This window comes from Palleniella muris, from assembly GCF_004792655.1.
Classification (GTDB): domain Bacteria; phylum Bacteroidota; class Bacteroidia; order Bacteroidales; family Bacteroidaceae; genus Prevotella; species Prevotella muris_A.
On record NZ_SRZC01000021.1, the window covers coordinates 1 to 16,156 of the forward strand.

Annotated in this window: 10 protein-coding genes and 1 pseudogene; 9 read left to right on the forward strand and 2 right to left on the reverse strand. The window is 48.5% G+C overall.

Annotated elements, in window-relative coordinates; all coding sequences use genetic code 11:
* Positions 1–202 (reverse strand): annotated as a pseudogene (locus E5358_RS15595) (IS982 family transposase); the annotation flags it as partial.
* 138 nt (positions 203–340) lie between these two features.
* On the opposite strand from E5358_RS15595, the gene E5358_RS11640 reads away from it, so the two are divergent.
* Positions 341–853: a hypothetical protein gene (locus tag E5358_RS11640; RefSeq protein ID WP_135940352.1), complete on the forward strand. Its 513-nt coding sequence runs from the start codon at positions 341–343 to the stop codon at positions 851–853.
* Between the two features lie 238 nt (positions 854–1,091).
* On the opposite strand, the gene E5358_RS11645 is transcribed toward E5358_RS11640, so the two are convergent.
* A complete protein-coding gene (locus E5358_RS11645) occupies positions 1,092–1,667 on the reverse strand; it encodes a DJ-1 family glyoxalase III (RefSeq protein WP_135940353.1) in 576 nt (191 codons plus the stop codon).
* A gap of 91 nt (positions 1,668–1,758) precedes the next feature.
* Here E5358_RS11645 and E5358_RS11650 point away from each other — a divergent pair, with 91 nt between their 5' ends.
* From E5358_RS11650 to E5358_RS11685, 8 genes are all read left to right on the forward strand, one after another.
* The gene (locus E5358_RS11650; protein ID WP_135940354.1) at positions 1,759–2,655 is read left to right on the forward strand and encodes an NAD kinase; all 897 of its coding nucleotides are present in this window, start codon (positions 1,759–1,761) and stop codon (positions 2,653–2,655) included.
* A 48-nt stretch (positions 2,656–2,703) separates the two neighbouring features.
* Positions 2,704–3,804: a PDDEXK nuclease domain-containing protein gene (locus E5358_RS11655; RefSeq protein WP_135940355.1), complete on the forward strand. Its 1,101-nt coding sequence runs from the start codon at positions 2,704–2,706 to the stop codon at positions 3,802–3,804.
* Positions 3,805–3,939: 135 nt separating this feature from the next.
* Positions 3,940–5,580, forward strand: coding sequence for an ABC transporter ATP-binding protein (locus E5358_RS11660; protein ID WP_135940394.1), 1,641 nt, complete (start codon positions 3,940–3,942; stop codon positions 5,578–5,580).
* A 328-nt stretch (positions 5,581–5,908) separates the two neighbouring features.
* A complete protein-coding gene (locus tag E5358_RS11665) occupies positions 5,909–7,594 on the forward strand; it encodes a pectate lyase family protein (protein WP_135940395.1) in 1,686 nt (561 codons plus the stop codon).
* Positions 7,595–7,780: 186 nt separating this feature from the next.
* Positions 7,781–8,701: a sugar phosphate isomerase/epimerase family protein gene (locus tag E5358_RS11670; RefSeq protein ID WP_135940356.1), complete on the forward strand. Its 921-nt coding sequence runs from the start codon at positions 7,781–7,783 to the stop codon at positions 8,699–8,701.
* 45 nt (positions 8,702–8,746) lie between these two features.
* Positions 8,747–10,144 carry a DUF4992 family lipoprotein gene (locus tag E5358_RS11675; RefSeq protein WP_135940357.1) on the forward strand — a complete coding sequence of 466 codons (1,398 nt, stop codon included), beginning with the start codon at positions 8,747–8,749 and terminating at the stop codon, positions 10,142–10,144.
* 113 nt (positions 10,145–10,257) lie between these two features.
* Positions 10,258–13,602, forward strand: coding sequence for a SusC/RagA family TonB-linked outer membrane protein (locus tag E5358_RS11680; RefSeq protein WP_135940358.1), 3,345 nt, complete (start codon positions 10,258–10,260; stop codon positions 13,600–13,602).
* A gap of 13 nt (positions 13,603–13,615) precedes the next feature.
* Positions 13,616–15,907, forward strand: a complete 2,292-nt coding sequence (locus E5358_RS11685) for a RagB/SusD family nutrient uptake outer membrane protein (RefSeq protein ID WP_135940359.1) — start codon at positions 13,616–13,618, stop codon at positions 15,905–15,907.
* Positions 15,908–16,156 lie beyond the last annotated feature (249 nt).

Sequence of the window (16,156 nt, forward strand, 5' to 3'; positions counted from 1 at the left end):
AATTGGCGAATGTTCCGAAATGGCAGCATACAAGGATTGTCATTATCTCGCTCTCAGACATCATGCATTCACGCTTCCTGCGCTTGCGCCCGTCCATGTCAGAAAGGCGCAAATACATGTTTTTTTCAAGTTCTGCGTGCAATTTCTTGGAAAACTCGTCGATAATACAGAAAATTTCAGTAACTTTGCAAGTGGTAATCATCGCTTATGTTTTTAGTATGTTATTGATTTTCACTTACAAATATACAAAATATTTGCGAGATTACCAACTTTTTCGGGGACTTTCTTATCCCGAACTCGCGTAATATTTTGATTAGGAAAATAAATATAATAGAGTGCTATGAGATACTTTCATTTGCTGACCCTGTTCTTTTTGTCCATGACGCTGCACGCGCAGATTGTGGACATCAGCACGGACAGTTTGTATAACAAGATAATGTCATCCGATGCAGACTATCGCGTGTTGTATGTATTCCATGATGCATGTCCATGCATAATGGAAACGCTGCCTAATGTGTTGGATTTGTTGAAGGATAAAAAGAATGCTGAACTGTTTGTCATTTGCGGACATCCCAAGGTTTTTGTGGAGGGCTTTGCCAAAAAGAACAAATTTGATTGCAAGTATTACTCCATTAATCCGAAGAAACCGAGAATGATAGGTCTCTCCAATTATATGGGCAAGGTCTTTGATTTCATGAAGCAACGTTTCGGCGTGAATACCAAGAAAATGGGTGCGTCGGCATTCTGCATCATTAACAGGCAGGGGAAAGCCATTGCACAGACGACTTGGGAAACGACGGATGAGGAGTATATGAGGCTCTTGTCATCTGCTATTTCTTGGAATGCCAACTGATAAATGAAGCAAAGATGTTTCGCAACTGCTGTTTTCAAGCATGCAAAGTAACTATTCTGTAGAAATTTATCCAAACCACAACATCATGAAACGGTGACTTTTGTCCTTTGAAAGTTGCGGTACAAACAATCTTCCAAAAAAGTAGCAGTTCAAAAAAAATGGTCTAAGAAATAAAAGAAAGAGTTTTCATTTGGTAAAAGCTGTTTCTTTTATTTCTTAGACCATTTTTTTACTTCGCTTATTTTCTCGCCTCCTCAATAAGATGTGTGTACATCATGCCGTCCTGCAAGGACTTTGAGACAGTCTTGCCACACAACAGTTCGCAGAGAGTGTAGGCATAAGGGAATGTCGCCGCAGGGCCTTCACCTGTTACCACGTTGCCGTCGACGGTGACAAGTTCGGCGGTATATGTCGCACCATTGAGGTAATCCTCAAAGCCCGGATAGCAGGTGCAGCGCTTGCCCTTGCTGATGCCCAACGAGCCGAAAATCATCGGACCGGCACAAATGGCAGAGACAAGTTTGCCGGCATTGTACTGCTTCAGTATAGCCTCACGCACCAATGGGTGGTTGCAGAGGTTCTCCGCACCCGGCAGACCGCCCGGAATCATGAGGAGGTCGGCATCGTCAAAGCCGTCAAAGTCCTCAATGAGCGCATCGGCAATGATGCGGACGTTATGGGCAGTGGTCACCTCAATGTCGCCCGTTGTTGACACTATGCAGACATCGGCACCTGCTCTTCGGAGCACATCGACAGGAATCAGAGCCTCGACTTCCTCTGTTCCATTGGAAATGAATTCATAAACTTTTGCCATGGTTTTTCTTTTTTCTTGATTAAAATGTTTAATTTTGCAGTTGCAAATATACAAAACAATTTGTTAATTTACAAGATTTCAGTGAGAATTAATGAAGAAAAAGCTCAGTTTCGCCATTTTCGGCAATGAATACCAGACGAAGAAGTCTTCGGCAGTCCGTTGTGTGCTCTCGCTTCTTGCAGAGCGCGGTGCGGAAGTCTACATGGAACGTCTTTTCCATGATTTCCTTGTTGCAGAGCAAGGCTTGCTGTCCGGTGTGGCGGGAACGTTCACTGAGCTGGACTTTGATGTTGATTTTGTCGTTTCGATGGGTGGCGACGGCACATTCCTTAAGGCTGCCAACATGGTGGGCAGGCGTAGAGTGCCTATTGTGGGCATAAACACGGGGCGCTTGGGCTATCTTGCTGATATTCCTGCTTCTGACGCGGAACAAGCGCTTGAAATGCTTTATTCCGGGGATTTTGTCACGGAAAGCCACGCTGTCATCGAGGCGGAACTGTCCGTGGAGCGCGGTGGGTGCCACAGAGTTGCCGTGGAGCATGCGCTGAACGACATCGCTGTGCTGAAGCAGGACAATGCCTCAATGATAACAATTAATGCGAGGATTGGCGGCGAACCGCTGGTGACGTATATGGCTGACGGGCTGATTGTCTCGACGCCGACAGGTTCGACGGCTTACTCCTTGTCGAACGGCGGTCCGATAATCATGCCGCAAACGGATGTCATGTGCCTTACGCCCGTTGCGCCGCACAGCCTGAACATCCGCCCGATTGTCGTACCTTTGTCGGCGGAAATAGAACTGGAGGTCGAGAGCCGTTCGCATAAGTTCCTTATTGCTGTCGACGGCAGGTCGGAGAAACTTCCAGAGACGACGCGCATCACTGTCCGCCGTGCAGCGTATGATGTGGCGATAGTGAAGCGCAAGTCAAGCAATTATGTTGATACTCTGCGCACGAAGATGATGTGGGGCGCCGATGTCCGCTCGTGAGAAAGTTTTTGATGTGCAGCTGTTATGGAAATTCGGAGTAGGATGATTATGGATAAATCAATTGGCATATTGGACAAGGATTACGCTTTATGGATAAATGACCTTGTGAAGCGTTATCGTGGCAGCCAAATCAAGGCGGCAATAAAGGTGAACAGGGAACTGCTTGGCTATTATTGGGAACTTGGCAAGGATATTGAGGAAAAGCAAGTGGAAAATAAGTATGGCAGTAAGTTCTACACCACACTGAGCCGTGATTTGCGCCATGAAATGCCTGATGTCGAAGGACTTTCAGAGACATCCATTCGCTATGCGAAACGTTTCTATGCCCTTTACAAGCAGCAGATTGCAATTCTTCCACAAGTTGTGGAAGAATCAGAAAAGGCAGACCTTCCACAACTTGTGGAAAGATTGTACTCCGACTTGTTCTCAATACCTTGGGGACATCACCGCTATATCATAGACAAATGCTCGCGTGATTCCGACAAGGCCTTGTTCTATGTTCGTCAGACATTGGAACATGGCTGGAGCAGGGACATGCTGCTCAACATGTTGGGTACGAATCTCTATGAACGCAGCGGAAAGGCTTTGACAAATTTCAGGAACACACTCCCTGATGCGGACAGTGACTTGGCACAGGAACTGACGCGCGATCCCTATGATTTCTCTTTCACAGGTTTGCGTGGAAAGTACAATGAGCGCAAACTGAAAGACACATTGTTGACAAACATTACAAACTTCTTATTGGCGCTTGGTACAGGGTTCGCTTATGTGGGCAAAGAGTATCGTCTGCAAATAGCTGAAAAAGAAAAGTTTATTGATTTGTTGTTCTACAACCTGAAATTATCTTGCTATGTTGTGATAGAAGTGAAAATCGGAGAATTTGATTTTGCCGATGCTGGTCAGTTGGGCGGTTATGTTGTAGCTTGTAACCACCTTCTTCGTAAGGATGGACGCGATAATCCGACGATAGGGCTGCTTATCTGCAAGCAAAAGAACAACACTTTGGCTCAATATGCGCTTGAGTCAAGTAGCCAGCCACTCGGAATATCAGAATACGAGCTTGAAAAACTATATCCGGAAAAGGTTGAAGGTACAATGCCGTCTATCAAAGAGATAGAGGCGAAATTAGATAGCCCAACTGACTGTTAGATTACAATTTGGAAGTATGAGGTAGTGTGGAAAATTTGTTTCATCTTTGGAATCCAAAGATTATTCAGATGTAGGATATTTAGCTGTAAATGTAGGAATATGTTGAAAAAGCAAGGAAAGGAATTAAAAGGCTATATGAAGACAGAGCGTCCCGTTTGGGACATCGTGAAATGGCTGTGGGGCAGGGCGCAGGGCAACCGCCTCCAGACATCGGTAAATGCGCTTTTGGGCGTGGCACAGGTTGCCATGTCCCTGCTCTCTGTCTATGCCGTGAAGCGTGCGATAGACATTGCATCGCATGCGAGGGAGGGCAGCCTTTACGCTGCCGTGCTGCTGATGGGCGGCATTGTCCTTGCGGATTTCGCGCTCGGGATAGCCGGGACGTGGGTGAGGAACATCCTTGGCGTGCGTGCCCAGAACAGGATGCAGAGGCAGATGCTGGAGCGTGTCCTGCGCTCCGAATGGCAGGGGAAGGGTGCGCACCATAGCGGCGATGTGCTCAACCGCCTTGAAGGTGATGTAACGGCGGTGGTGGTGTTTCTTACGGAGACGATTCCCGGCGCACTGGCGACACTGCTTCTTTTTGCAGGTGCTTTCTGCTACCTTTTCTCCATGGACAGCAAGCTGGCGCTTGTCACGGTCATTATTGTGCCCGTCTGCGTTATCCTTAGCAGGGTGTATGTCAGGAAGATGCGCCGTCTGAACCGTGATGTGCGTGATTCAGATTCCGGAATACAGTCGGTTATGCAGGAGATTGTGCAGAACATGCTGGTTATAAAGACATTGGAGAGCAGTGGGCTCATGCTTGGGCGGCTGTCGGAGGCGCATGCTGGATTACGCCGCAATGTGGTGCGGAGGACATGGTTCTCCGTCTTGTCCAATCTCACTGTGAACCTCGGCTTTGCGGTGAGCTATCTTGTCGCGTTCGGTTGGAGCGCGCTGCGCCTTTCAACCGGCACACTGACATTTGGCGGTATGACAGCCTTTCTTCAGCTTGTCAACAAGATTCAGTCGCCTGCCCGCAATCTTGCGCGCCTCATTCCACAGACCGTCGGTGTGCTGACAGCAGCGGAACGCCTGATGGAACTGGAGGCAGTGCCGGAAGAGACAGCAGGAAAACCTGAAGTGCTTCACGCTCCTTGCGGTGTGGAGTTTGAGGGAGTGACATTCCGATATGAGCCCGGCGGACGCGATGTGTTCAAGAATTTCTCCCATACGTTCCGCCCCGGAACTTCCACGGCGGTGATTGGCGAGACAGGAGCCGGAAAGACAACCCTCGTGCGCCTTATGCTTGCACTTCTCCGTCCGACAGAGGGCAGGGTGGCGATAGGAGAGACAAGGCAGGAACTGACAAACCTCCATAGATGCAATTTCGTCTATGTCCCTCAGGGCAACACACTCATGAGTGGTACAGTCCGCGAGAATCTTCTTCTCGGAAAGCCCGATGCCACCGACGAGGAACTCCGTGAGGCTCTGCGGAAAAGCTGCTGCGAGTTTGTCTTTGAAATGGCGGACGGCATGGGGACCCTTTGCTCCGAACACGGCGGAGGACTGTCCGAAGGTCAGGCGCAGCGTATTGCCATTGCACGGGCATTGCTCCGCGACCGTCCGATTATGCTTTTCGACGAGGCAACTTCCGCCCTCGACCCTGATACAGAGTGCCGCTTGCTGGAAAATATCCGCTTAATGAGTGATAAGACCCTGATTTTCATAACCCACAGAATGGCGGTGTGCGATTATTGTGATGATGTGCTTAAGCTTGAAAAACACATTTAATGACCATATAAAAACTGTTTTCCCATAGTAGGATTTGGGCAACAGATATGCAATTTTAGCAAATCGAAGACCAACTGAATTGCCGTAGGCACGGTGGAAGCTTGATTGCCTGCAATGCAGTTAATGTTTAGTGTTTTTTTTACATATTTACAGTGACTTTTATAAAAAATCCACATAAAATTTGCAGATATTAGTTAAATGTTGTATCTTTGCAAAAGAAATATCAAACTAACCTGAAAATCATTTGTCACATTGCTGGGCGTGGTTAAGTCCACGCCCCTTTATGGTAAAACAAAACGTAATGAACATTATTCTTAAAGGAAAAGAAATGTTGAGGGCGGCGGTTCTGATGAACGTTTCCGTCTTTACTTTTGGCATTGCTAATGCACAGTATCCAACAATCCCGGACTCCGTGAAAGCACGCGGAGCACAAGAAGAGGCGCAGTGGGATGCCCTTAATGAGGCGGCATGGGCGAAAGCCGCGCCAAAGGTCATGGAAGGTATATTTCAAGGAAAACCTTTCGTGCCACAAGCTAATGCTCCGGCTGACCTTAAGCAGGCGGCAATCCCGGCATTCCCCGGTGCGGAAGGCGGCGGCATGTACTCTTTCGGCGGTCGTGGTGTGAACTATCTCGGTGTCCCTGTGGAAAGCAAGGTTTATGTCGTCACATCGCTTGCCGACTCCGGTTCAGGCACTTTGCGTGAGGCTTGTGAGGCAGGTGGACCACGTGTCGTTGTGTTCAATGTCTCAGGCGAGATAAAGCTGAAGCGTCCGATAAACATTGTTGCGCCATATATCACTATCGCAGGACAGACTGCGCCGGGTGACGGTGTGGTCGTTACCGGTGAGACTGTGCTGGTTGACACCCACGACGTTATCATCCGCTTTATGCGCTTCCGCAGAGGTGCGCTGGACGTGGTGCACCGAGATGACGCCTGCGGAGGAAACGGTATAGGAAACATCATCTACGACCATTGCTCGGCTTCATGGGGACTGGACGAGGTAATGTCCATGTACCGTCACGTGTATGCGAAGCACAACGGGAAGCAGGACAAGCTCGCAACGGTAAACATCACAATACAGGACTGCATCTTCGCTCACGGGCTAGACCTCTACAACCATGCCTTCGGAGCCTCTATAGGAGGGTACAACTCACTATTCACACGAAACCTATTCGCGAACAACATATCGCGCAACCCGTCGATTGCGATGAACGGAGACTTCAATTTCGTCAACAACGTGCTATTCAACTGGTGGAACCGCTCCGTTGACGGCGGAGACGACAAGTCGCTCTACAACATCATAAACAACTACTACAAGCCGGGGCCGGTCACAGGGTACAACATCAACAAGGCCATATGCTATCGAATACTCAAACCGGAGCATGGAAGGGCGAAGGACAAGCAGAACTCATGGGGAAAGGCGTATGTCAACGGAAATTTCGTGGAGGGATACCCGGAGGTCTCTGCCGACAACTGGAACGGCGGGGTGCAGCCGGCCGGCATTGATGATGTCAAGAAAGGCCAGGAGCAGCCAAAGGGGCTGGACACCAACGACGCTGTGCGCAAGCTCCTTAAGGCGGACACTCCTTTTAAATATAATGAGCCTAAGACAGTCATGACTGCACAGGAGGCTTACGACTATGTCCTCGCCAATGTGGGGGCGACACTGCCTAAGCGCGACGCCGTGGACGAGAAGATCATACGAAGCGTGAAGACAGGAAAGTTTGACTACACAAAGAAGGCGAAGCCGTTCACTAGCACTTACGTCAAGCGCCGTCTCCCTGCAGACTCATACAAGATGGGAATCATAACCCACCCTGACCAGATGGGCGGGCTCCCGGAGTACAAGGGTTCTCCTCGCGTGGACTCTGACCGCGACGGAATGCCGGACGATTGGGAGAAGGCGCACGGGCTCAACCCTGACGACGCTTCCGACGCCACAAAGCTGGCGGAGAGCGGATACATGAACATCGAACTTTACATCAACGACCTCGATTACTTCAAGAAGTAAGTGTTAAATGCGGGTGAGGCTCTGCGATAATACAGGCACTTTACTCATGCGGGGTAGTGCATGTGGTCACGCAGATTCCGCAGATTGCCGCTGATATATGCCCGCTTGCCAATAAATCTGCGTTCATCCGCGTAATCCGCGTGAAGACCTTTCAGAAATAAAAACTCAGAAAAACCATACAGACTGATGAAACTCAAACTACGTATATTCGCCCTTTGGCTCGTGTCGCTCTGCTTCCTTCCCTCATCCGCACAGATTGAGGGGGTGAGCTGCTGTGACTGGATGATGCTCAAGCGCCAGAAGCTGGGGGCTATAAGACTGTCAAGGGACATTCATGCCGACGGCCTTGAGATGGACATGGGGCCGCTCGGGAAGCGCGTGCTGTTCGAGAACAAGTTCCGCACAAGCCCTGCGGACGTCACGAAGTTCAGGCACACGGCCGACTCCCTTGGCATCAGAATCTCATCCATTGCAATGTCCGGGTTCTTCGCCCAGAGCTTCCTCAGAAGGGAGAACTACAAGGCTCTCGTCGAGGACTGCCTGAACACAATGGAGCTCTTCGGCGCGAAGACGGCATTCCTGCCGCTCGGAGGCTCGGGAAGGGAATGGCAGGCAGGAAAGGGCGAGGCTTACGAGACTCTCTGCAAGCGCCTACATGAGGTGGGCGAGATGGCTGCCAAGCGGGGGCTTGTCATCGGCGTGCGCACGGCAATGCCTGCAAAGTTCGGCGTCAGGATGCTCAAGAAGGTCAACAGCAAGGGAGTGAAGATCTACTACAATGTGCAGGACGCCTGCGACAACGGCTGGGACATTGCGAAGGAGCTTAGGCAGCTCGGAAAAGACCGCATTGCACAGATTCACATCTCCAACACAGACAGCGTGACCCTTCGCCATGATCCGGAAGTCAACCTGCCGGAAATCCTCAACGTGCTGGACAAAACCGGGTACCGAGGGTGGCTCACGGTGGAGCGCTCGCGCAATGCTAAGGATGTACGCAACGTGCGCGCCAACTACGGAGACAATGTGGCTTACATAAAAGAGGTTCTGGAGAAGACGCGCAAGGAGCGTGAAGGGGGACGGGGAGAACTGTCCAGAAAAACAGAGTAATCAACAAAAACAACAACAAATTCATAATCTAACAAACAAAAACCTATGAAACAGAAAATGAAACTCTTAGGGCTATCGGTCCTATCAGCAAGTCTTCTCTTCGTATCGTGTGCTCAGGACGGGTTTGATGAAGAATCATTCGAGTCTTCCGTCACGAACACTCAAATGACTTCACCAAATGCCGAGGATGTGAAGACTGCATCATCCGCGGATGGCTCTCAGTGGATTGTCAGTTGGCCACTTGTGAAAGGTGCCAGCAGCTTCCAGTGTACAGTGACTAACGTCACCGACCCTGTCAATCCCGTCATTCTCTTCACCGACAGTATTATTGACGGCTGTACACTTACCTTCCCTCGTGAGGATGATAGCAACTATGTTCTTGATATCCGTACCTTGGGTAATAAAAGTGTGGGAAATACCGATGCAGAGGAAGCTACAAAGAAATCATTCACATCTTTCTTGCCAACATGGAAGGAAATACCAGCCGAAACTGATATCTCAACATGGCTTGCACATAACCCTATCCCGGCAGACATAACTGACGAAGTATGCATTGACCTCGTGCCAGGTGCTAACTACACAATGACAAGTTCTCTTGATTTCGGTACGCATCGTGTGACATTACGTTCTACAACTCCTACACAGCCAGCTAGCATTAAGATTGTAGGTGATGCTTCTTTCATCATTGATGAGGGGTTCACAATGAAGAATCTTAACATAGATGCGTCAGGGTCAGCAAGCCACATGATAGTTGGTAATAAAACACCTGCAGAAGTTAATGTAGAGGGTGGTTATTATAGAGTAGAAAACCCTATCTATATAAAGAATGTCAAAATTAATGGTCTTCAGAAACGTTTTATCCATGATGGCAATGTGAAATATTGTTTTAAGACTGTTATAATTGATGATTGTATTATAGAACATACTCCTACAGAGAAAATTCAGTTCATAAGAATGGAATCTGGTTTTGTCAATGATCTTACGATTCGAAACTCAACTATATGGAATGCTGGAGAAGTTTCTCAGGATTATATTGTTCAGTATCAAAATGCAGGACGTAGTACACGTGCAGGGTATATTAGCAACTCTATAACAGTGTCAAATTGTACTTTCTATAATATGGCAAAGACTGAGAAATTTGGTAATTATGATGGGTTCAAAGGTCAGGAATGTTCATATTTTACCTTGACCAATAGCATACTTATGAATACTGGTGGAAAACAGATTATTCAGAGATTCTCTGGAAATGGTAAGCCAAAACCTGAAAATGCTAAATTCTCAAACAATACATTGTTTAATTATGATATGGACATTATAGAGGAAAACTATCCAACAGAATCACAGGTTCTTGGTGACCCTCAGTTTACAAACCCGACAGAAGGTGATTTCCATATCTCTGGTCCAGCTGCTGCTGCCGGTATTGGTGACCCACGTTGGTTGTAAGACTTAGCTCCTGTACCATTCTTTAATGATGATAGTGTAAATCATTGCATGATATAGAAAACAGGAAAGTGAACACAACAGATATAAAGTATAAAAGCAAAACAATATAATTTATGAAACCTAATAAATTAGTCAGCATTCTGTGGCTTATGATAGCGCTGTTTGTCTCTGTACCGGCGTTGGCGCAGAATCAAGTGACAGGTACGGTTCTTGATGAAAACGGCGAACCTGTCATTGGTGCCTCTGTGGTTATAGCAAACCAGAAAGGCACAGGAACAATCACAGACCTTGAGGGCAAGTATGTCCTTAATGCGCCTGCCAATACAAAAGTCAAGATCTCATACATTGGCTATGAGACTCTTGAGGTAAAGCCGGGCGGTACTGTGAAACTTAAGCCTGCCGACACAAACCTCAATGAGGTCGTTGTCGTGGGTTACGGCTCTCGTAAGCGTGCCCACTTGACCGGTGCTGTGGCAACAATCCCTGTGGAGGAAATCACAGACCTTTCATCAGGCAACCTTGCCTCCACACTCTCAGGTCTCGTTAACGGTGTCTCTGTAAGTGGTGGTGAAAGCCGTCCGGGAGAGAATGCTACTATCTCTATCCGTGGTAATGGAGGCGAGCCTCTCTATGTTATCGACGGATATGTTTATCCAAACGATGTGAAGGTTGGCACATCATCAGAGAATCTTGGTGCTACAGCCTTCAACAACCTCGACCCTTCTGTGATTGAGTCAATCTCCATCCTTAAGGACGCTGCCGCTGCCGTTTACGGTGCACGTGCCGCTAACGGTGTAATCCTCGTAACAACAAAGAAAGGTAAGATTGGTGCACCTTCAATCTCTTATAGCGGAACATTTGGTGTGACTGACGCAGTCGCTATGCCGAAGATGCTTGACTCATACAACTATGGTCGCCTTGTGAATGCTGCCGTGACAGCTAACCCACTTAATACCATCGACAATATGCGTGATATCTTCCAGGCTGACGAGCTTGAGGCAATGAAGTCCCTCGACTATGACCTCCTTGACAAGTACTGGAAGGCTGCGTTCACACAGAAGCACGCCCTCAACATGAGCGGTGCCACAGACCGTGCTAACTACTATGCATCTGTTTCTTATTTCAAGCAGGATGGTAACCTCGGCAAGCTTGACTATGACCGCTGGAATTTCCGTGCCGGTGTTGACGCTAAGGTGACAAAGTGGCTGAAGGCCGGTCTCTCTGTTTCCGGTGACTATGGCAAGAAGAACAAGCCTTTGGTGAAAGTCGGTGGCTCAGGTGCTGAGCGTGACTATCAGGCGCTTCTCTTCCGTCCACGCTATATTCCTGAGGACATTAACGGCAGACCGATTGCTGCTTATGGTCTTTCTAACAGTGCGAAGAACCAGAATGAGCACTACAACTACGATGTTCTCCAGAATGGTCCTGACTACAGCAATAGCAACAGCAACAATATTAACATTGGTGCGAACCTTAATGTTGATTTCGCAGAAATCTACAAGCCTTTGAAGGGCTTGACAGCACGTTTGAGCTACTCTAAGAGCATCAACCAGAGCAAAGGCAACGAGCGTGGCTCTGCTTATGACCTCTACAAGATGGTTGTACGCTCAGGTTCAGGCGAGCACCTCTACACTCCTATCGCAGGACAGGAGGCAGAATGGAATGCTCTTATGGCAGAAAACAACTTCCTTCTCGCTAACAACGGCCAGCCTATCAGCAACGGTCAGGAAGGCGGTTTCCTCCGTCGTTCCATGAACCGCACAGACAACTATCAGTTGGGCTTCAGCATCAACTATGCACGTGACTTTGGCAAGCACCATGTAGGTGCGCTCTTCTCAATAGAGAAGTCAGAGGCAGAGTCTGAGTATGTTGACGGTATGGTTACCAAGCCTTATGAGTTCGGTACAGGTGAGTTCAACTCTGTAGGCGAGGGAAGTATTCCTACAACAAACTCTTATCGCAGTGAGGCTGGTTCTTTGTCTTACATCGGACGAGTGAACTATGCTTATGCTGACAAATACCTGTTCGAGTTCCTCTTCCGTTCTGATTCTTCCACCAAGTTCCATCCGGACAACTACTGGGGTTATTTCCCTTCAGCAAGTGCCGGTTGGGTAATCTCTCAGGAAGACTGGTTCCAGAAGAATGTTACTTGGGTGGATTATCTTAAGGCACGTGTTTCTTTCGGTCTTACAGGTCGTGACAACACAACTTTCTGGCAGTGGCTCCAGACTTACGGTACTGACAAGGATAAGGGTGCCATCTTCGGTGAGGGCAACTCAATCAATGCTGGTTCACACATTGGCCTGAACAAGAACAACTCGGCAGTGAACCCTAATGTTCACTGGGATAAGTCTTACAAGTTCAACTTTGGTGTTGACGCCAATTTCCTTAACAACCGTCTCTCTATCGGTTTGGAATACTACTATCAGTGGGATAGGGAGAAGCTGATGGCATTCTCACAGAGCGTTCCTGTAACAGTTGGTACTCAGTCTGCTGATGTCAACTGGGGCAAGAGCAACCGTTGGGGTGTAGAGCTTTCTGCTACTTGGAAGGACAAGATCGGTAAGGACTTCAAGTACCGTATCGGTGTGAATACAGGTTACTCTGATGACAAGATTGTGCTTCAGGAGTGGAACACAGGTGACCAGCAGTACATGTCTGTTTACGAGGGTCATCGTTCCGATATGGGTGCTTGGGGGCTGCAGTGCATCGGTATGTTCCGCAGCTTCCAGGACATCGAGGAGTACTTCGCAAAGCTGAGTGAGGATTCCGGCACACCTGTTGACCAGTGCCGCTATTTCGGCAAGCCAAAGAATGAGGTTTATCCTGGTATGCTCATCTATAAGGACGTTCGTGGCGGTAAGGATGCCAACGGCAACTATACCGGTCCTGACGGCAGCGTCGATGAGACATTCGACCTCGTTCGCCTGAACAACCGTTCCAACCCTTATGGCTTCACAACAAACCTTGGCTGTGAGTACAAGGCATTCTCTCTGACTGCCCAGCTTTCAGCATCTTGGGGCGGATACAGCTTCATTGACTCTTCAATGCTGCAATTCAACTCTATCTACCAGCATTCCAACGTGCCTTCATTCTGGAATCCGGATGACATGTACTCTTATCAGGATGTTTACGACGCAAGTGGCAACCTCGTTGTTGCAGAGAACCGTGACGCGAAGTTCCCTAACATCGCACACAGCATCAACAGCAAGCGTTCTTCCTTCTGGCGTATCAGTGGCACACGCGTTGCACTCAACCGTCTGACTCTGGCTTACAAGCTCCCTTCTGAGTGGCTTAAGCCTATCGGCATCAGCAGCGTCCGTCTTAACGTGACAGGTCAGAACCTCCTGAGCTTCTACAACCCTTACCCTGACAACTTCATAGACCCGATGATGGGTGGCTGGAACTCTTATCCGACTCTCCGCAAGTGGACTATCGGTGTCAATGTATCATTCTAAATAACGACTACCAATGAAAGCAAATATAAAATATATGGGTGCGGCGTTCTTCGCCTGCCTTGCATTCTCTTCCTGTAGCGATGATTTCCTGAAAGACATGAAATCCTACGACCAGACCACAGAGGAATGCTATAACTATTATTCCGGAGCACAAGGACGTCTCAATGACATCTATAAATATTGTCAGCCTGATGTCAACTCTGATGCAAACTGGCAGTTCCCAAGCACCGGACGTGCTGACGACCTGACAAAATGTACAGAGGAGTTCACCGGGCTTGGCGGCTTTGTTAACGAGCAGATAGAGTACACTTCCCATACTCCTAACGAAGTCCCAGACTTCGGTTTCAAGAACACCAACAACATACGTACCATGGCTTACGGCCGTATCCGTAACGTCAACGACTGTATCGGTGGTATAGAGAACAGCACTCTTCCTGAAAGTCAGAAGCGTGAGCTTCTCGGACAGGCTCATTTCTGGAGAGCATGGTGCTACTATATGTTGGTGAAATGGTATGGTGGTGTGCCTATCGTTACCACAAAGCAGGTTCCTGAGGCAGCATCATTCACTCAGCGCTCATCAACAAAGGCTTGTATCGAGTTCATCTGCAGTGAGCTTGACAAGGCTAACGAGTATCTTGCGCCATACACTACAAACGGTGGCTGGCAGAAGTCTGAGGACTATGGTCGTGTCACTTCAGGTGCAGCCCTTGCGCTCAAGGGACGTGTCCTCCTGATGTATGCAAGTCCGCTCTTCAACCGCAAGGGCGACAAGCAGCGCTGGCAGGATGCTTATGACTGCATCAAGGCTTCTATCCCTGTCATCAATTCTTGCGGCAACGAACTCCAGTATCAGGGTGACCCAGGTGTGAATGCATCAAACTGGGCGTCTATCTTCTCACGTACAGGAAAGGCAAACAAGGAAGGAATCCTCGTTACATTGTACAATGACATTCTGAAAGGCAGTACTCCAGACTACCATTTCAACAACTCATGGGAAGACCTTATCCGCCCGGGCAACGCCCTCGGTTCCGGTCTCAACGCTTCTGCGACAATGGTTGACCTCTTCCCGATGAAGGATGGCAAGCGTCCTGCTTCCTGCACAGCGTACAGCAAGTTGGATGCAAGTGCGGAAACTTATGACCCGAATGCTCCGTTCCTTAACCGTGACCCACGCTTCTACCGCACTTTCGCATTCCCGGGCGTGCGTTGGGCGTTTGAGGGAGACCCTAATACTTCCACTCTCAACAATCCTTACAAGGGTGATGACTATGTTCTTTGGAACTATGTATGGTACGAGAAGGAAGAAGCTCGCGATGATGATTATGGTGAGAACGGCAGTGCCTACGGTTCTGACAACCTTGGTTCAGGTGCAAAGGGCATCTATGTCCGTAAGCGTTCGGACGACAAGGACGTGAGCAAGGAGGGCGCACGCTACAAGTATTCTCAGGAGACAGGTTTCGAGCAGTCTGCCAACACATGGATGGAAATCCGTTATGCCGAGGTTCTTCTCAACCTTGCAGAGGCGGCATGTATGATAGGTGAAATGGGTGAGGCTGTCGACCAGCTTGAGCTTATCCGCGGTCGTGTCGGCTATACCTCAACAAACAATTATGGTCTGCCGACAGACCTTGAGAGCGACAAGGCGAAGTGTATGGCTGCAATCCTCTATGAGCGTCAGATAGAGCTCGCTTACGAAGGCAAGCGTTTTGATGATGTTCGTCGTTGGCTCCTTTGGGACGGCGGTGCAAACTTCTCTCAGGTTCAGGGTGCTCCTGACACATGGATTCTTGGAGGAGAATATGGTGGCAACACTTGCACATGGCTTGGCTTCACTCCTCTGAACGGTCAGCGTCGTGAGAACCTCTTCTTCCGTGTGAAGAATGACATCAACAATGGTCTCGGTGGTGTGACATCGACTTGGACAAAAAATCCGGATAAAACTCCTCTTGACGATCCAAACAACCCTGACCCACTGTTGAAGCATCTCAAGTCAAAGGACATCAAGCGTGCCGACTATGTCCTTGACCTGCGTAAGAGTGGTACTGATTTTGAGAATCAACTCACAAAGCTTGCTGACTTCTATAACAGCTACCTTGTACGCAGACTGCGCAAGGGTGACGGATGGGACCAGGCAACACACAATGAGTACTCAATGAAGTTCCGTCCTCACTACTACTTCCTCGGCTTGGGTTCTGCTGCTCAGAATAACAACAAGACCGATTTTGATTATGTTCAGCAGACCATCGGTTGGGAAGACAACCTCAATGGTGGTGCAAACGGTACATTCGACCCATTGGCAGAATAAATACCATATCATAATACAATAATAAGCTGAGACGACTGGAATTCTCCATGACAACGTGTTTGTCGAAGAGATTCCGGTCGTCTCTGATTTTTTTGTCAGTGTCATATAGCCGAATGTTTGCTTCGCCATTACAGTGGTTAGTCATGTGGATAAAGAAGATTCCTGCGGATTCTTTGAGCGATGCCATTTCTTTAAGTGATGTTGCCAATGTTTCCTGAATGACGGTGAAATAGCTGGTTATAAGTTAAA